We start from the raw sequence: 19645 nt of genomic DNA on the forward strand, positions 1-19645 counted from the left end.
ATGTTCGAAAACTTTAGCATAAATGAATCCCTTAACAAGATAGGGACAAAATTGGGCAGTTGGCTGGATAGTATTATCCTCAATTTGCCCAATTTCCTTTTAGCCATTTTGGTCTTTCTCGTGTTTATTTTTATTGCCAAATATGTTGGCAATTTGATAAACCGGCTATTAAGAAGAAAAGTAAAGCAGGCTTCCATCCGGGAAATGTCTGTAAAAGTGCTGAAGGCCATAATTATACTTGTAGGTTTTTTTATTGCCCTGGGGCTGCTCAATCTGGACAAGGTCCTTACTTCTGTCCTGGCTGGTGCCGGGGTGGTTGGTTTGGCAATTGGTTTGGCACTGCAGGGAACATTAAATAATACCTTTTCCGGGGTTATTTTAAGTTTTCTGCCGCAGCTTCAAATAGGTGACTGGGTAGAAACCAATGGTTTTGCGGGAGAAGTAAAAGAAATCAACCTCAGGAATATTGTTATTAAGCAATCTGACAATAATTATGTAATTATACCAAACGGTAAGATTGTGGAAGAACCATTCAAGAATTTTAGCAGGACGCTGCGTTCACGGGTAATGCTCAACTGTGGAGTTGCATACAATTCCAACCTGGAATTCGTGCAGGACCTCACTAAAAAAACAATCGCCAATTCCTTCCCTCAAAAGGGGAACGAAGAAGTGGAGTTTATGTACGAGGAATTCGGGGACAGCTCCATAAATTTCGTGGTGCGTTTCTGGACAGATGTAACTAAAAACAGAGATATTTTAATTGCTAAAAACAAAGCTGTAATCGAAATTAAGAAGGCTTTTGACGCGAATGATATTAATATCCCATTCCCTATAAGAACTATAGATTTCACCAATAAACTCTCTATCCAAAAACCGGAAAAGGAAAGCTAAAAGTTATTTCTCTTATATAAATTTAAGCCCGGAACTTCTCCGGGTTTTTTCTTGCAAAAATTTAAAACCTGGCCAGAAGAGGTTCAGGAAAAAATACTTTATTTACAAAAACTTAAATCCTGAAAAGTGAAAAATCTAAATTTATTACTATTAATATTCTTATCGGTTACCATTACTTCCTGTGCTTTAAAGCCCATTCCTTCTGAACATAATTTAGTTAGAAAAGAAAAAGATGATATTTCACTTTCCGGGCTTGGAAATGGGAAAATATTAGTCTACAACGATGCCAATATTTTCCATACCGGAGATAATACCGCACGCCTTAATATTCAGCTTGATAATAAAAATTTAGGGCAGTTACGCGCTAAAGACTTTGTGGTAATTGATTTGGAAAATGGAAAGCATGTGTTTAATATCCGGCATATTGATGTGGTAAATATGAGAAGTGAACATGAAATAAATGTCTCTGATTCTGTAAAAGTTATAAGGGTAAAACCCACAATTACATCAAATAAACTTGAAATCACAAACCAGCTGCCAAATGATTGGAAGCAATTTCATTACATGAATTCAAATAAATAAAATTATTATTTCTGTATAGCCATCAATTTGTTTTAGGCAGATATGTTTATTCTGCTATTCCTTTTAACTCACTCTAAAACCTAAAATCCAGTCCGAAGGAAAACCGTGCTCCTTCAGATCCTGAAAAAAGACTGAAGGTACCATTAATAGCATCGGCGCTGTTTATCCATAAGCCGCCGCCATAGCTGTCATGCCAGCGGGAACTATCTTCAAAATCATTCCAAACCCTTCCTAAATCATAACCTCCAAAGATGCCGATCTGGAATGGCAAAAATCCTGTTTTAAACTGATCAAAACTATAGCGCAGGTCACCACCGGTTGCAAAAGCTGTTTTCCCGGTAAACCTTTCTTGGCGGTAACCTCTTAAGCCACTATCACCTCCCAGTTGGGCAGCCTGGTAAAATTCATAATCATCCCCAATATTCATATGAGCCTGGACATGCGTTTTAAGTACAACCTTCCGGTTTCTGGTAAGGGCATTATAGAATCCCAGGTAAGGCTTAAAATATCCAAAATGCTTATCGGTTTGTGCAGTATTCATCTTGCCTCCAAGATTCAGCACAAAACGCATTCCTCGAGTTGGGTTTAACCGGTTATCGTAACTTTCGTACTTATAAGTTGCATCCAGACCGCCAAAATAATTCCAATCAAAGAAATTGGCATCTTCAGGATAATTTTCGGTAACAAAACGCTCCGGAGTAGCATCTACTTTTACGGCTTCAAAATTTGCCATCCAGGCAAAATAGCTTCCAAAGGGCGTACTGTTAACAAAGCCGAAATCTGCACCAATCCGGCTTATTCTTACCCTGTTATAATCCATTCCACGGGAATCTTCATAATTAGTGGTTTCATTGCCGAAGCCAAAGAAATTAGTGGAATAGTTAGGGCTGGTAAAGTGCGCCCCCACCTGCAGGTTGTAATTGCCAATAATATTGGCAAATTCTCCCTGATAGTTAAGGTCAAAACCTCCGGTGGCAAAATAAATGCCACCACCAAGCGTGTGCCTGGAGGTGAAAGGATTTCTTTTAAATCCGTAAACGGAATACACCGTTTCCATTCCTATCTTAAAACCCTGGTCTGGATTATATCCAAAAGCAGGGATTATGCTGGCAGATTTATAGTTCTTCTTATTCTTATCGTAGGTATTAATATCGTACTTATCTGTAAAACGGAATTTAGCATTGGCTCCTTCCTTAATAGTGTTCGGCTTCGATTTATGGTCGTATATCTTCAGCTTTTCTTTATTGCAGATGGTGTATATATCATTATTCTGCCCTCCAATAATACGTACATAAATATAATTATCACCATCCCCTTCCACAGTTATCTCATCGTCATCATCCAGCGCATAGATCCAAATATCTTTGGTTTCTTTTTTATCGTAAATTTTATCGCTAAGAATGTCTGCTCTTTCCCCGTCTTTATTTCTGAAAATGGTGACTCTTGTTTTTCCTTCAGGCATACGGGTAACATCCACAAAATCATCTTTATCTGTTCCTGTCACAATCGCCAGTTTAGCAAATTGCTCATAATATCTTTCAGCAATATCCACAATATTATCCCTTCTGCCTTTCACTTTTTCTATGAGATCCTCTGTGGCTTCTCCCTGGGTTTCCGGAGGCAGTTTAGAAAAAGCTTTTTCTATTATCTCATTGGTAACATGCTCTTTTATATATTTTGCCTGTTCCAGCCATGCCTGCCTTCCTGTATTCTGAAGAAGTGACCTGTCCAGGCCAGTGGCTGAAATATTGAACCACTGTACATTATTGAGATCTGCTCCATAAACAGCAAACTGATTGGCAAATCCCGCCAGTGCTCTTAATGTTCCAAAAAAGGCACCGTCAAAATTTGAAAAAACCTGGTCCCTGTCCCTGGGAATGGGTTCAAAAAGACGGCTACCATCTTCCTGCTCTATTTCTGCCCATCTCCACTGGTCCTGGTGCCGGTCCCAGTCCCCAATAAGCATATCAAAGATCCTTGCCCGCACATATGCCGACTCGTCCAGGGAATATTTTTCATCTCGCCTCAACCTCTCAAACATGTCGGCAGTACTTACAATATCATGGTTGGGACTCCAGAAATTTTCATAACCAAGCCAGTTTTCTTCTGGCCGTTCTACCAGCATATAAACTTCGTCCCCATGCTGCGCATTAAATTTCCCCAGCTTTTTTTGCTTTGGCAAGTAAAATAATTGGGGATTAGTATGTGCCACTCCGGCAGCTTCCGAAAGGGTGGGAATTGCCAAAAAAGCGTATGGATGCGCCGCGGTGTAAAAATCTTTAACCAGGTTTTCGGCAACGGTGTTATCCAGTTCACTTTCTATAGGACGATCTTTATACGCCACGGTTTGCAGGAACTGGATAGCTTCTTTTCTTATCCTCCGGAAGTTATATTCCCTGCCCAAGGAGTCTTTAACCCTTAAAGATAAAGTTTGGTGGCCGCCTCCTGCACGCACCGGTTCCAGACCGCCATACAACGTATCCAGGTCTGCCACACGAAACTGGATATCTTTACCATAAAGTTCGCGGTAACGCTCTCCCCACAAAGTCCGGAAAGTAGCTCCTTTATCTGTTTCTTCTTTGGGATAAACCGAAGTAGTAAAACGTTCCGGAAAATGTTCGGGCAGGACGGAAGCATCATAATATTCAGGTACAGGAAAAATTTCCTTTTGATAATAAAGCTTCGGCTTATTGTTTTCATTTCCGTAGAAACTAATCCAGGAGGAGCCATCTTCAAAGACATCCAGAACCGCAAATCCCTGCCCCTGGTATGCAAATAATCCTGTATTACTTAAGGTTACATACGAAGCTTTAGAGCCCGATCCCGCAACGACCTGCTTGATATTATTATCTTCAATATACTGAAGGGAATGCTCGTGCCCCGATACAAATATTAGCCGTTCTGCCTGCTGGGCCAGCGTGGTGAGCCGCTGCACCATAGCTTTGTAACGCTCATTCTGGGCATCCTGTATAGACACACCACCCGTTGTGCGCATTAAAGTGGCAAGCGAGCCCAATACAGGAACCGGAATTTTCTTTTGGGATGGATAGATCTGGCTGGTCCAGTTATACTGGCCGCCATGCACGCCATTAGTTAGCAACGGGTGGTGAATGGCTATGATTATGGTCTTATCCTTATTTTTACTAATTTCAGACTCCACCTCAAGAAGCATTGCTTCACGGGTTTTTATATTACAATCGTCATTAATCTTGGGATTATCGTCCCAATCTTCAAGGTACCATTGGGAATCGATAACAATCATTTCAATATTCTCGCTAATCTCCAACACCTCCAGTCCGCAGCCGGTATCTGGTGACCATTTAAGACGCTCATCAAAATTTTCCTTTAGGTATTCTGCTTCCCTTTCCAGGCCATCAATGCCCTTGCTGTACCAGTCGTGGTTGCCAGGAATAAAAATCACGTGCCCGTCATAATCTTCAATCGCATCCAATTGCGCTTCCAATCGATATTCAGCATTCTCCCTGCCCGGGTCATCTTCCGCAGGCATTCCCACGGGATAAATATTGTCCCCCAGGAAAATGGAATAATTTTGAGGTTTATCAACTGAGTCCAGAAAACGCTTAAAAGCGATCAGACCTTCTGAACTCCCCCCTTTTGGAGAATATCCTCCATCTCCCAGCAGGTAAAAGGATTTTTCAATTTCCTTATCATGAGGATAACCAAAATCCTCCTTCGGCTCTCCTTCCCTGTATTTTGGCCCTGAAGAAGAACATGAGCAAAGCAGTGCTACCACCAGTAAAGCGTATAAAATGTTATTTTTTATCATAAACGGTTAAGTCGAATTTTGTAATTTGGCAGGAAAATAAGGATCGGTATATGAATAATCTCATTGAGAAAGCAGAAAAATTTGTACAAAATTTATTTAGAGAAGAACTTCCAAACACCTACATATATCACGATTATAAGCACACACAGCGTGTGGTTAAAAGTACCAAAGAATTGATCGATAATTCTGAAATTAATGTTAAACAAGAAGAAGCACTTATTCTTGCGGCATGGTTTCATGATACCGGATATACCAAAACATATAAAGGACACGAAGAAGAAAGTGTGAAAATTGCCACCTGCTTTCTTGAAGAAAACAATGCCACCAAAGACCTTATTAACCAGGTAAGTGCCCTTATTAAAGCAACAAAATTTAGCGTTGCGCCCCAGAATAAAGCTGAAATGATCATAAGGGATGCGGATTCCTCTCATTTTGCCAAGGAATATTTTGAAGATGCCAGCGAATTTTTACGGCAGGAACTTGAGTTGCATAATGTCCAGAATTTTACCCATATCGAATGGTTGCAGGAAAACATTAAATTCTTTACTGAAAAGCACCGTTATTATACGGATTACGCGCTGAAGGAATGGAAGCCACAAAAGGAAGAAAATCTGCTAAACCTTATTGAATCCCAAAATAAGGCCCAGAAAAAGCTAAAAAAAGAAGAAAATAAAGCCAGGTTAAAAGCCCGTTATAAAAATGATAATCCTGAACGCAGTATTCAGTCTATGTTCCGGGTGACTTTGAGAAACCACATTAAATTGAGTGACATTGCCGATACCAAAGCCAACATCCTGCTTTCGGTAAACGCAATAATTATTTCCCTGGCACTGGCCAATTTAATCCCAAAACTGGATGCGGCTTCCAATAAGCACCTGCTTATCCCAAGTATGATCTTGATCCTTTTTAGCGTTGCTTCAATTATTCTTTCCATAATGTCTACAAGGCCAAATATTACCAGTGGTGAATTTACAAGGGAACAGGTGGAAAGCAGGAAGGTAAACCTTCTCTTCTTTGGAAATTTCCACAAAATGCCATTTGAACAGTTTAAATGGGGAATGAAGGAGATGATTAAAGATAAAGACTACGTTTACGAATCTTTAATGCTGGATTTGCACCTTTTGGGTAAGGTTTTGCACCGAAAATACCTTCTGCTCAGGCTTACCTACACCGTGTTTATGGTGGGAATAATAATTTCTGTCATAAGTTTCGTGGTTGGTTTCTACCTAATGTAATTCTTCCATCTCCTCATAGGTTATGGTTTTTTCTTGATTAGCATGATCGTGAATGGTATACAGCACCTCCACTCTTATGGCTTTTAAGCCTATTACACCCTGAACATCCTGTAACTCCAGGAGCTCTATCTCCTTCCCGAGATATTTTTTAGCCTGAAGGTATTTGATATACCTCAAATATTCCCGTTCATCGCTTCGCTGTGAATAAACAATTGCTATTTTCCCTTTCTGGGTAACCCGCTCTTCAGTATTCTTGATGTAGGCTTTATCTATTCGCTTTTTAATAATCTCATAACGGGCATTATAAGTACCATCTACGTCAAATTTCTTTTCGTCCATACGGTAGCGTATAGACATGGTACTGCTGTACACAAGTATAAGTGACGCCGCATCAAGTTTTATAGGAGTTTCCTCCTGCAACTGGTAAAACCTGTTTTCCATTTCGCACATGGTGCTTAACTGCCAGAGCCGTAAATTATAAAGGTAAACTTTATTAAATGGTTTGTTATTCGCCATGGAGGCGCCAATATAGATATTATGGTCTACCCCATCGGTTTTGTAGCGTTCAAAATAATGCGGATAAATTTTTTGCGCCTGTACCTGCTTCCTGTCAATATACCTGGACATGGTACGGTTTATACGTTGAACGGTATCATCATATTTCTTTCGTTCATCGTAAACAATACCTGTTTCAGGATTTAATTTTTTCTGATATTCGTTTACTTTTCGATTTAGTTCTTCAGATTGCTTTTTTAGGTGGGACATAATTGGATTTACTTCCTTTTGAAGAAGATTAAAAACCTTCTGCTCACTTGAAGCATTCAGGCTGTTTTCAAGATTTTCCTTAAAATCTGAAATCCTGTATTTCACCTGTTCATATATAGGAAGCTCTTCCATTTCTAAAGCATCATCCATTATTTCCAGAATAAAATTCAGCTGATGCATAAGGTCTTTTTGAATAGCCTCATTTCTTGCTTCCGAAGAAGCCACAATATCTATTTGGCCGTAAAGCGGATAGATATCTTTAAACGTTATATCCTTAAAAGAAGCGAGCCCGTCATCATCCAGATCTCTTATGAATTTTTTAGCTTCCTTTTCAAAAACCCACAGCACACTGGGGTGAATAGAAGTACATTCGCTTTGGATAATTGCCTTTACCCTGTTCTCAAAATCGGTACGGTTTCTTTCTGTGGCTGTTACGATATATGGAAGAATATCATCGAGTTTTATGGCATTAATGCTGTGCAGTTCATTTTTTCTTTCAGAAATTAATTCCAGGACCCCCATCAATCTTCGGTTTTTTGCCACCGGTGCAAGGATACAGCTCTTAACACCGTTAGCATTAAGGTTTTCTGCCAGGGTTTTATTTTTGGCTTTCTCCCGGTAGGAATCCATATTGGCAACGGTAAAATAGCTATTCTCCTCAATAATTTTCTCATAGGCTTCCTCACCAAGATCTTCAGGATACAATTCTTCAGAATTCCAAAGCATATAGCTCATAGATTCTTCAGAATCCATTCTCTCAAATTTCTTTTCGGAAGTATTATAGGCCGTGAATCCTACCTTGAGATCAGGAATCTTATAAATAGACCTGAATATTTGCTGAAGATTAAGCAACTCCTCTTTTTGGGAAGATTCATTGTAAAGCAGTGTGGTCTTGAGCTTGGAAATAGCATCATCTACAGTAACATCTGTAAGATTTACAATGGTAAAACCTTTAAAGATATAACTCTGTGGCGGGAATTTTTTCTTCCATAATTCAATATTTCCAATGTTCTGGATAAGCATATCCACATCTTCCTGGGTAATTTCCGGCGCATTCTCTTTAGGAATAATCTCTACAAAATCTCCGTTAAGGGCAATACGGTAGTGCCTTACCACCCCTTTTTCGTCAGGAATATCATAATAAAGAGGTTTGGAGAAACTTATATCGTAGCCGTAGCATGTTTGTAATATATTAATACATGCATTTATATAGTAGGTATCTTCATCTACATTTCTTGTTTTCAACACAAAATCTTCTCCTGCAAGTTCCAGTATTTTTTTAAGCCTTTTAGAAGAGTTAAACAGGATATTATGGTAAGGGATTGAAACAGCTTTTATTTCATTATTGGTGAGGACGCTGGGGAACAAATCATGCAAAAGCACTTTTATAGGTTCCCTAAGTTTATCCAGGTCTTTGGCATCATCAATTCCTTCTGAAAGTTCCGGAAATGTGGAGACATAATCCAGTACCTTTTCCATATATTCTTTAGCAATATCACTGTGTTGGTTTTCAAGTTCAGTCTTATATTGCTCAATAACTTTATGAAAACTGATTTTTATATCCAGGGGAAAATCGCTCAATTGGTCTTTCATAGGCTAAAATATAATTCAAAATTACCTGTTCTGTAATTGATCGGATATTTACGAAGGGGAAATTAACAAATATTAACAATATTTTGTACAAAATCCTAAACAGTGCGAAAACTGTTCTTTACTTTTGCACCAAATAAAAATGAATTATGCGAAAGTTAATTATTATGGCAGCTATAGCCATAGTGGCCACTGGCTGTGAACAGGATAAAGGATATTATCTTAACGGTAATATTGAAGGAGTCGAAAACGGCACAAATGTGTATATTTCTGAAATAAGTGATGAAACCAGAAGGCCTGAAGTTATTGATACGGTGCAGGTGGAAAATGGCAAATTTGAAGCAGACCTTGAAGAAAATGAAGGCCCAACAATGGCTTTTATTTCTATTGAAGGGCTGAATGGCAACATTATTTATATTGCTGAAAATGAAGAAATAAATATTGAAGCTTATAAAGACAGCCTGAGAAGCTCCAGGATAACCGGCGGAAAAGAGAACCGTGCGCTTTCCCAGTATATGGACCATCTTAAGGAGACCAACAGGAAAGTGATGGCTGGAAGAAACGAAATGCGTGAGGCATACAGTGCCCAGGACACTGTAAAACTGGAAAGCCTTCAGGCAGCAGAAGATGAAATAAGGGATAACGATGCCGTTTCCAAAAAGAAAATTTTCAAAGAAAATAAAGATTCTTACGTTTCTCTTATGATCCTGATGGATATGCTTAGGATGAAAGCTTATCCGGTAAAGGAAATTAAAGAAATGTATAATGAAATTCCTGAAAATCTTCAGAATACCGCTATTGGACAGGATTTAAAGGAAACCCTGGAAAAACAGGACGCCGTGGCGATTGGTAGTAAGGCTCCAAATTTTACTGCGCCTACACCTGAAGGGGAAAAACTTTCCCTAAAAGATGCTATGGGTGAGGTAACCATTATCGATTTTTGGGCAGCATGGTGCAAACCCTGCCGTGCTGAAAATCCTAATGTGGTTAAAATATATAACAAGTACCACGACCAGGGCCTAAATATTATTGGCGTTTCCCTGGATCGTCCCGGCCAGAAAGACAAATGGCTGGAAGCGATTGAAGAGGACGGCCTCGAATGGCAGCATGTATCTAATTTGCAGTTCTGGCAGGATCCTGTTGCCCAGCTCTACAACATCAGATCTATTCCCGCTACTTTTATACTTGATGAAAATGGGGAAATTGTGGCCAGGGATTTACGTGGCGACGAACTTGAAGCCAAAGTAGACGAGCTTTTAAATTAGAATTAGAAATTGATATAAACAGAAAAAGCGCCATGGAGGGCGCTTTTTCTGTTTTAAAGTTTTTACTAGATTACATTATTTCAAACCCAAGATTTACCTCCACTGTTATTTCCATTTCACCAGGTGCTATAGTTTCACGGTTTTCCCTGCTCTCGTCCATAGCCGCCATTTTATAAACCGGCTGAAAATTACGCGTAGTCATTTCGCTAATATAAATCGCTTTCCCAATACGTTGGCCTAAAGGCTCCACAAGTTCTTCAGCTTTTTCACGGCCATCTAAAACCGCTTTTTTTCTGGCTTCACTTTCATATTTCTCATATTCAGAAGACTTAAACTCCACTCCGTCAATGCGATTAAGGCCGTTCTCCAGGAGTCCGGACATAATATTCTCATAATCTTTAATATCTTCTAAAGTAATGGAGATCGCCTGATTGGCAGCATAGGAATATGTTTTGTCGTTATAATTGTAGTTTTTGTTCAGATTGATATAATCCGTATGTATATTTTTCTCGGGAACCCCACTATTCTTTAAAAATTTGATAATTGCATTTACCGCTTGGTCATTTTCTTTTTTTACCGCAACTGCACTTTCTCCTTCATGCTCTATGCGAGATTTAATGATCACCTGGTCCGGCACAACATTCACAGTGCCTTTTCCGGTAACATTTACCGCATTTACAGGCTGGTTTTGTGCTTGAGAATTTATTCCTGTAGCAAAAATTATTGCCAACAGAAGGATGAGTTTTTTTACCATAATTTTCTTCTTTTATTATAGATAATCAAGAAAAATACCACATTAGATTTTTCCCATTTTTTGCAGTACAAAAAGTACAACTATTGGGAGCGCAAGTAAGATTACCATTAGTAAGTGGCTTTCAAAAACCCAGGGCGCAAGAATTAGGGTTAAAAGATATCCTCCTGCCGCACCTCCAAAGTGCGCGTCGTGTCCTATATTTCCAACCTGCCTTTTCATCCCGTAAATAGTATAAAGCAAATATCCTATTCCGAAGATATAAGCAGGCATGGGAATTATAAAAAACAGGCCCAGGGTCATGTCCGGATAAAGTAAAATAGCAGAATAGAGGATTCCCATTACAGCCCCACTGGCACCCACAGCCCTGTAAAAAGGTTCATCCCTGTGAAAAAAGTACGAAAGCAAATTCCCCAATATCAGGCTTGCCAGATAAACCGTCACGAATCCTGTGCTGCCAAGTTGATAGATCACCACATTTGCGAAGAAATACAGCGTAAGCATATTTACAAAAAGATGAGTGGTGTTTACATGAAGAAAACCGGAAGTAAGGATCTGGTATTTGGCGCCCCTGTTAATATCGCCGACATTAAATTTATACTTTTCAAAAAAGGCATTATCATTAAAACCTTTAAATGAAATGATAACGTTAGCTGCAATCACTATTATAGTAGCCAGATTCAATTCTCCCATACCTATGTAAGTTTAGTGCCAAATATACCATATATTTGCTGAAAGTTTTTTTATGCATGCCCTTGTTTTCTGGATGGTTTATCCGGTATTATGGATAATTTCAATTCTTCCCTTCAGGCTTTTCTATGCTGTCTCAGATGTTGTTTATTTTTTAGTGTACTACGTTATTGGCTACCGAAAAAAAGTAGTGGCAGATAACTTAAAGCTGGTTTTTCCCGAGAAAAGTGATAAGGAGCGTTTTCACATAAGAAAAAAGTTTTATTCCCATATGTGTGACATGTTCCTGGAAATGATAAAAAGCTTATCCATATCCAACAGGGAACTTAAAAAACGTTTTGTCTTTACCAATCCTGAAGAAGTATTACGCCTTCAGGAGAATAATAAAAGCATTGTTCTTATGTGCGGCCATTATGCCAGTTATGAATGGATGATTGCCCTGCAATTATATGGAATTAAAATAAGGGCGTACGGCGTCTATAAAAAGATAAAAAACCCTTATTTCGATAAGCTGGTAAAAGGCATCCGGAGCAAATTCAATGGGGAACTTATTCCCACTTCCAAAGCCACGATGACCATTACAAAGCACGAAAAGGAAAACAAAAGAGGCATTTACGCCATGATTGCAGACCAATCCCCAAAAATGGCAAGATCTAAATACTGGGCAGACTTTATGAATATTAAAGTTCCCGTATTTACAGGTTCAGAAAAACTGGCCAGGGAATTTAATACGGCTGTTATTTATCTTCATGTTGAAAAAGTAAGCCGTGGACATTATGTTGCCACTCTAATAAATATTACTGATAATGCGCAGGAAGAAGTTCCAAATAAAATAACAAGAACCTACCTCGATCTTCTTGAAGAACAAATTAGGAATAAACCCGAATTTTATCTCTGGACGCATAAAAGGTGGAAACATAGAAACACCCCTCTTCCGGAAGGCGCTAAGATTATAGATTGAATCATGCCATTATGTCCCGTATTTCTTTTATCATTTTTTGGGCAAGGTCATCTGCTTCCTGTTGACTTTTAGCTTCGGTGTAAATTCTTATTATAGGCTCTGTGTTGGATTTTCTAAGGTGTACCCAGTTTTCAGGAAAATCTATTTTAACGCCATCAACTGTAGAAATTTCCTCATTTTCATGCCTTTTCTGCACCGATTTTAAAATACCATCCACATCTAATCCCGGAGTGAGTTCAATTTTATTCTTGCTCATGTAATAAGCCGGATATTCTTCCCTAAGTTCTGAAACTTTAATATTTTTCTCTGCAAGGTGGGTAAGAAATAGGGCTACGCCTACCAGGCTGTCCCTACCGTAATGGGCTTCAGGATAAATAATTCCTCCATTCCCCTCACCACCAATAACGGCATTGGTATCTTTCATTAGTTTGACCACGTTCACTTCTCCTACTGCACTGGCTTCGTAACTCCCGCCATGTTTATTGGTAATATCCCGCAGCGCACGGGAAGAAGATAAATTACTAACCGTAGAGCCACTTCTCTTACGTAAAACATAATCTGCACAAGCCACCAGGGTGTACTCTTCACCGAACATTTCGCCCTTTTCATCGATAAAGGCCAAACGATCAACATCTGGATCTACCACAATACCAAGATCTGCTTTTTCCTCTTTTACCAATTTACATATATCGCCCAGATGCTCCTTTAAAGGTTCGGGATTATGAGGAAAATGCCCATTAGGTTCACAGTATAATTCTATTACTTCCACTCCCATTTCTTTCAGGAGTTTGGGAACAGCTATACCTCCTGTAGAATTGACGCCATCTACAACTACTTTAAAGCCTGCAGATTTAATTTTTTCAACATCAACAAGGGCAAGATTCAGTACTTCATTAATATGAAGATCTATATAATTTTCTTTTTTAATCACCTCCCCCAGATCGTCAACTTCAGCAAAATCAAATGATTCCTTTTCGGCAATGTCTAATATCCTGGCGCCATCCCCGCCGCTTAGAAATTCGCCTTTGCTATTTAGCAACTTAAGGGCATTCCATTGCTTTGGATTATGGCTGGCAGTGAGGATAATACCTCCATCAGCCTTTTCCATAGGAACCGCAACTTCTACCGTGGGCGTGGTGGAAAGTCCCAAATCAATAACCTCAATACCTAAAGCTGTAAGAGTGTTCATGGTAAGCTCCTGTACCATTTTACCAGAAATACGGGCATCCCTTCCAACCACTACCTTAACTTTGTTTTTATTTAGAGTCTTTTGAAGCCATGTACCGTAGGCGGCAGCAAATTTTACTGTGTCTATTGGGGTAAGATTTTCTGATGTTTTTCCACCTATGGTTCCTCTTATTCCAGAAATTGATTTAATTAAGCTCATTATATTGTTGATTTGGCATAAAAAATTTTCACAATGGCAAAGATATAAGCTTGAGCTGCGCGCTCCCAAAACTTAACAAAAATTAAACAGCACATTATTAATTAGTATATTCAAAAATGAACTTTTTAGCACATATTTATCTTTCCGGGAATAACGAGCAGGTGAAAATTGGCAATTTTATCGCTGACTCTGTTAAAGGCAACAGCTATCTTTCCTATCCTGGCCTTGTTCAAAAAGGCATAATTTTGCACCGGGCTATAGACTTTTATACTGATACACACCCGGTTGTTAAAAAAAGCACTCACAGGCTCTTTAAAAAATATAGCCATTATAGTACTGTTATTGTTGATATTTTATATGATCACTTCCTGGCAGCAAACTGGGAAGTTTATTCAGATATTCCATTAGATATCTATGTTGATGCTTTCTATGGCCTTCTGAATAAAAATTTGGATTTGCTCCCTGAAAAGGTCCAGGCTTTTCTTCCTTTCATGATAAGGGATAACTGGCTGTTAAACTATTCCAGCATTGAAGGAATTGAAAAAATCCTTTATCAAATGAACGTAAGGACCAAAGGAAAATCAAATATGCAACAGGCGGTTAAGGAACTTCAAGAGTATTATTCTGATTTTGGAAAAGAATTTAAATTGTTTTTTAAGGACTTAATCGTGTTTAGTAAAAGCAAGCTATCAGATCTGGATAAACAGTAATAATACCGGATAAAAAAATTTCTACAGATAATGTTAAAATTTCATCTCTGGAAGAAGTTAAAAATTCCCCAAATAAAACTGTGGAAATTGTTCTCACCTCATGGGGATTTTTACACAATTTTAGGAACAACATAAAAAAACCGGCGCTAGTGGCCGGTTTTTCATGTCGAAATTCTTTTTGGTGATTATGCCCAGTACCAATTACCATTTACAAGTTTAATTTTTCTCCATCCAAACCTGGAACCGTAATACCATGAATCATAGTATCTTAAAACAGTTAAACCATAAAGGGTGTAGTATTCTCCGTTTATGTAATTTGGGGTAGAAGGTTCTTCAGGTTTTTCCGGCTTCTGCTCAATAGAAGGATACATGCTCTCTATTCCGCGAATATCGCCATTGGATAATTCACTTCTTTGAACGGAAAACGTACTACCGTTTTTCTTCACTATAGTTGGTTGTCCATTGCTGGAAAAGGAATAAGAGCTATACATCATGATCGATCCGAAATCAAGATTAGAAGTAAACTCTTCTCCATCATATCCACCCTCGGCATAGGTTTCGAAATTATATTCCATACCCCTCTGAACGTTTTCATAATTGATGGTGATATGGTTATCTCTGTCCATCCGGCTCTGCTCATGCCATAAGCCTACAGCATGACCTATCTCGTGAATAGTGTTTCCGGTGCTGCAACCAGATGCAAGGGTAATTTCCTGTCTTCCACCAATCTGCCCAATATAAGAAGAACATCCTGAGCCAGGTGTAAAATAAATATAGCTCGATTCTCCAGATCTTTCTATAAAGGTAAGAGGCGTGTTGGTTTCCCAGTGCTTAATAGCGTCATAAACTCTATCCTTATTTGGTAGATTTGAGTCAATGGAATAATAAACGGTGTTATCTTCCCACATCCCTGAAGTTCTTCCTGTACTTTTTGTAGCAGGAGCCTGGCCTTCTTCAAATATTAAATTTTCATAATGTGTTGTGGCTTTACTTTTCGGAAGTAGAATATCTCCCTGATATACATATTTCCCATTGATTTCGGCCACAGGCAGTTTTTGTCCTGCATAGTAGACACTGGAAACATTTCCCTTGGTGTCTGGGTAAGCTACTTCTGTTAAATTTTGGTTAAATTCATTTTCCTGGGGTAAGCTTTCTATTTCAGGATTTTCAGAAAGCGGGTCTTCACTACAGGCTAACATTCCAAGCACAGGTAGTAAATAAAGAAACTTAAATTTTGTCATAAGTAGGGTTTTTGTTTTTAGGGAACACCTAGTCCCGATTAATAAATTTTTGATTAGGGATTTACAAGCTTCATACCATAAAACAGGGGCCAATTTCGCTCTAATTATTTAACAATTAAATTCCTACAGATCCTACATAAAGAAATTAAACCTACAACCTGAGCTGGTCATCAAATGCTCATTTTGATTTTGCACAGACATTAAACACCTTTATTTTAAAGAACTTCGACACAATATAGAGCGGTATGAAAAATGTACTCCAAATTAATTTTGCCCAACATAAAGCAGAAAAACCCTTTCAGAAAATTTTTGGTTAATTTTAACAAAAAAAGCCGCCCGGAATTATCCGAACGGCCTCTTCTATACCATCCAATTATTAAAAACTGAGATGGTAAAGAAAATCAACCTTTTCAAAAATTAGTCACCCCCCGGTATAATAATTAAGAAGAAGGTTGAAATTCACTCTTTTAAGCTTCATTTAAGGTTTTGAGCTACTTAAAATCCCACAGGACATATTCTTGCCTGTGAGATTTTATTTATAGTTCTAATAATTCAGCAATCAATAACAACTTCTCCATTATTGAGGAGGAGCAATACCACATATATTAGCCTCCAGATCAATATCTAAAGAATAGCTAAAATTGCCATCTACTATTTCAAGATAAGACACAGTTTGCAAACTGGTATCGAAACAAACAGGTGTGTTTTCGTTTACAGTAACTTCCAGGCCATCCATAGCCCAACCTCCTGCAACAAGAAAAACTACACCCACAGACAAATCTCCATCTTCTTCAATGGTAAAAGTCATTGTTCCTATTTCATCTCCGTCGTAAAGCAAAGGCACCGGTATATTACTGTTTACTGTTCCAGAAAAAGTCGCAGTTACACATCCTGTGGCAGGATCTCCAAGGCAACCTTCTTCTTCCTCTACAGGGCAGCCATTTTCATCTACATCAACACCCTCGGCAGTACCTTCACAATCATCTTCGCCGTTAGGAACACCATCATTGTCACAATCCCATTGAGCCCAGTTTGCTGCATCAGGGTCACATTCATTCGATATTCCATCATCATCACAATCTTCATTAGGATCTGTAGCGTCACAATCATTACCTCCATTACCGTTACCGTTACCTCCGTCATCATCTTGACCGCAGCCAACAAAGACATGCCAGTAATCTGTATAATCACTGTTATCTGCATCAAACATGCCTTCTACATCGTCCCAGGAGAGATATCCGGATTTTGTGATAGCGCCGTCTTCCACATCTCCATAATTCCCTTCCCAATCCAGAATGGTAATTTCATAATACAGGTAATCATCACCACTAGCTTCACCAAAACTTGGTGCCGGGATTACCAAACACATTGGATCTGCATAATAGTCTCCATATTGATTTACACCCAACATTTCCTCGGAAAGTTCAGAATCTTCATAAAGGGCTATATTATTGTCGTCTCCAACGTACCACAGGTCCAGGCTGTAATTGGCGGTATAATGTCTGCCGTTTTCTGTACAGTAGTTCACAAAGAAGCATAGGTCATATAATTCCTTGCTGATAATGTCAAAAAACAAGTAGCCATATTGATTAACCATTCGGCTGTCATAACACAACACTTCAACATCTACATATTTTTTAACGCCAGGGCCCAATTCTATGGTCATTGGTAGAGGATCCATAACATAACCTTCAAATTCGCCACTATCATCTGCATCAATAGGAGCTATCCATATGATATTATCAGAAGCATCATAAACGATAAACTCTTCCAGTTCATAAGAACCTGGTGTTAATTCCAGGTCTTCAGAATAATCAGTATAATAATCCATAATTCCATCATCATCCAGATCGTCTGAAAGAACATCAAGGATAACTGGATCCATTTCCACACCACCTTGAGAAAGCACTACCATAACAGTGGCAGGAGCAGCATCTGAACATTCTGGAAGATCAGAAAAATGTTGTTTGGTTTGAGAACGATTATTAAGAAGATTATTTAGTGTAGCCCCAAAGGACAAAGTAGCAGTTTCTCCATCATCTAGCGGGGAATTTGTTTCTTCCTTGCTACAGGAGGTAAATAGCATAGTAATTGCCGCAATAAAGGCAATCAACAATTTAAAGCCTTTCATAATTTATTATTTTAGTTATTAAAAATAGAATGGTATAAAAGATTATAATTTAGGAGAATGAGCATCCTCGTTGTTATTAGGATGCTCAATTCCCTAAATCAGTTTCACCTCTCCCTAAATAATGTAATTAGGGAGAAAGCAAATCATTACTGCATGATATATGCTCCACATGCAATTGGAAGCGAAGCTTCATACTCTTCTCCTCCTACTCCGTCAAGATCTACATCAAGACCATGTATAACCACTACTTTCTTATCAAGCGGGGTTACCAGTTCAAGATCTGCATTACTTAAGTTGTAAGTGCGCTCATAGAAATACATACCGCCTGTAGCAACAGGGAAATTGGTACCATCAGTAGTAAGAGCTAGTTGAACTGGACCATAATCTGATGCTCCTTCTCCTATTTCAATAAACCCGTTATTATTACCACCATTAACTATGGCATCATCAGACATATCTGGACAGGAAGCTCCCATTTCTTCTACGTCAGATCCCTCTGTAAATCCATGGATATGTTGTGGATGCATTTCTCCAGGCTCCACATTATAAGCTAATACGGAAGTAAACAATGTATTACCTTCAAGTCTTGCATAAGAGAATGCAATTGCTCCGGAATCATTTAAATCCTTCAGGCAAGCCTTGTAATTCATAGCTTCATCCTGAGGGTCTGGGAATACTGGTGGATTATCTGGCTGGTTACAACCTCCATAGAAGAAATGATAGTATTCCAGATTGTCATCTCCATCAAAGAAGGATCTCACTTCTGTATCAGTAATAGTTCCTGCACGGATAATTCTTTCAGTTGTTGAGTATTCATCAGTTTCATGAATGGTAATTTCAAAATAATACTCATCATCACCTTCACCATCAGGCAATTGGAAACATACTGGATTAGCCATATAGTCTCCGTTTGCGTCCATTACAACTTCGGCAGTAACATCATCGTAAAGCTGCTCAGTAGTCTCGCCATCTACATAATTCCAAACATCTACGCTGTAGGATGCCACATAATGTCTTCCATTAGGAGGACAGAAGTTTCCGAAAATACAGAAATCGATGATTTCTTTTCCTTCAAAGTCAAAGAACAGGTATCCATATTGATTAACAACACGTTGATCGTAGCATAACACTTCAACATCAACATATTTTTTAACTCCTGCACCAAGATTGATAGTAATAGGAAGTGCATCTACAACATAGCCGTCAAACTCACCGCTGTCATCATCATCTATGGGAGCAATCCAGATAATATTATCCTCTGCATCATACACAATAAATTCTTCCAGCTCATAGGTACCAGGAGTCAACTCCAAATCATCAGAGTAATCGGTATAATAATCCATCATACCATCATCATCCAGGTCATCAGATAAAACATCAAGTGTTACAGGATCCATCTCTACTCCACCAGAGGAAAGAACCACCATCACACTTGCAGGTGCAGCATCTGAGCATTCAGGGAGATCAGAAAAATGTTGTTTTGTGTCGGCTCTCCTGTTTAACAGGTCATTTAAAGTAGCCCCAAAAGATAGGCTGGCTTTTTGCGAAGTTTCATCCATTCCTTCGCTTTCCTCTTTGCTACAGGAGCTAAAAAGAAGTGCCATCATGGCAATTGACATTAATGTAATTCTAAAGTGTTTCATAATTAAAAATTTAGGT

At 38.7% G+C, this 19645-nt stretch carries 14 protein-coding genes; 6 read left to right on the forward strand and 8 right to left on the reverse strand.

The annotated features are described in order from the left end of the window. Together RM553_RS15565 and RM553_RS15570 are read left to right on the forward strand one after the other, a co-directional pair. Positions 1-891, forward strand: a complete 891-nt coding sequence (locus RM553_RS15565; RefSeq protein WP_311535872.1) for a mechanosensitive ion channel family protein — start codon at positions 1-3, stop codon at positions 889-891. Between the two features lie 126 nt (positions 892-1017). Next, entirely contained in the window at positions 1018-1473 is a 456-nt protein-coding gene (locus RM553_RS15570) for a hypothetical protein (protein ID WP_311535873.1), read from the forward strand. A gap of 73 nt (positions 1474-1546) precedes the next feature. On the opposite strand, the gene RM553_RS15575 is transcribed toward RM553_RS15570, so the two are convergent. Then, positions 1547-5260, reverse strand: coding sequence for a metallophosphoesterase (locus tag RM553_RS15575; RefSeq protein WP_311535874.1), 3714 nt, complete (start codon positions 5258-5260; stop codon positions 1547-1549). Positions 5261-5310: 50 nt separating this feature from the next. Here RM553_RS15575 and RM553_RS15580 point away from each other — a divergent pair, with 50 nt between their 5' ends. Further along, positions 5311-6495, forward strand: coding sequence for a Pycsar system effector family protein (locus RM553_RS15580; protein ID WP_311535875.1), 1185 nt, complete (start codon positions 5311-5313; stop codon positions 6493-6495). Here RM553_RS15580 and RM553_RS15585 read toward each other — a convergent pair. Next, the gene (locus tag RM553_RS15585; protein ID WP_311535876.1) at positions 6487-8853 is read right to left on the reverse strand and encodes a GAF domain-containing protein; all 2367 of its coding nucleotides are present in this window, start codon (positions 8851-8853) and stop codon (positions 6487-6489) included. The two genes, RM553_RS15580 and RM553_RS15585, sit on opposite strands and share 9 nt — an antisense overlap. 146 nt (positions 8854-8999) lie before the next feature. Here RM553_RS15585 and RM553_RS15590 point away from each other — a divergent pair, with 146 nt between their 5' ends. Further along, a complete protein-coding gene (locus RM553_RS15590; RefSeq protein WP_311535877.1) occupies positions 9000-10115 on the forward strand; it encodes a redoxin domain-containing protein in 1116 nt (371 codons plus the stop codon). A gap of 70 nt (positions 10116-10185) precedes the next feature. On the opposite strand, the gene RM553_RS15595 is transcribed toward RM553_RS15590, so the two are convergent. Further along, positions 10186-10869 (reverse strand): SIMPL domain-containing protein, encoded by a 684-nt coding sequence (locus RM553_RS15595; protein WP_311535878.1) that lies wholly within the window; start codon positions 10867-10869, stop codon positions 10186-10188. A 42-nt stretch (positions 10870-10911) separates the two neighbouring features. After that, on the reverse strand, positions 10912-11559 hold the full coding sequence (locus RM553_RS15600; RefSeq protein WP_311535879.1) for a rhomboid family intramembrane serine protease: 648 nt from the start codon (positions 11557-11559) through the stop codon (positions 10912-10914). Positions 11560-11611: 52 nt separating this feature from the next. Between RM553_RS15600 and RM553_RS15605 the strand changes: the two genes are divergently transcribed. Then, a complete protein-coding gene (locus RM553_RS15605; protein ID WP_311535880.1) occupies positions 11612-12517 on the forward strand; it encodes a lysophospholipid acyltransferase family protein in 906 nt (301 codons plus the stop codon). A 1-nt stretch (position 12518) separates the two neighbouring features. On the opposite strand, the gene glmM is transcribed toward RM553_RS15605, so the two are convergent. Continuing rightward, complete coding sequence (gene glmM / locus RM553_RS15610) at positions 12519-13904, reverse strand: phosphoglucosamine mutase (protein WP_311535881.1); 1386 nt, start codon at positions 13902-13904, stop codon at positions 12519-12521. 116 nt (positions 13905-14020) lie between these two features. Between glmM and RM553_RS15615 the strand changes: the two genes are divergently transcribed. Further along, positions 14021-14614 carry an acyl carrier protein phosphodiesterase gene (locus tag RM553_RS15615; RefSeq protein WP_311535882.1) on the forward strand — a complete coding sequence of 198 codons (594 nt, stop codon included), beginning with the start codon at positions 14021-14023 and terminating at the stop codon, positions 14612-14614. A gap of 185 nt (positions 14615-14799) precedes the next feature. Here RM553_RS15615 and RM553_RS15620 read toward each other — a convergent pair whose 3' ends face one another. The 3 genes from RM553_RS15620 to RM553_RS15630 form a co-directional block, all read right to left on the reverse strand. Next, positions 14800-15855: a M12 family metallopeptidase gene (locus RM553_RS15620; protein ID WP_311535883.1), complete on the reverse strand. Its 1056-nt coding sequence runs from the start codon at positions 15853-15855 to the stop codon at positions 14800-14802. A gap of 577 nt (positions 15856-16432) precedes the next feature. Then, positions 16433-17986 (reverse strand): hypothetical protein, encoded by a 1554-nt coding sequence (locus RM553_RS15625; RefSeq protein ID WP_311535884.1) that lies wholly within the window; start codon positions 17984-17986, stop codon positions 16433-16435. A 146-nt stretch (positions 17987-18132) separates the two neighbouring features. Next, positions 18133-19629 carry a hypothetical protein gene (locus tag RM553_RS15630; protein ID WP_311535885.1) on the reverse strand — a complete coding sequence of 499 codons (1497 nt, stop codon included), beginning with the start codon at positions 19627-19629 and terminating at the stop codon, positions 18133-18135. Positions 19630-19645: the final 16 nt, after the last annotated feature.

Origin of the sequence: Autumnicola tepida (genome assembly GCF_031846485.1) — a bacterium.
Lineage (GTDB): Bacteria > Bacteroidota > Bacteroidia > Flavobacteriales > Flavobacteriaceae > Autumnicola > Autumnicola tepida.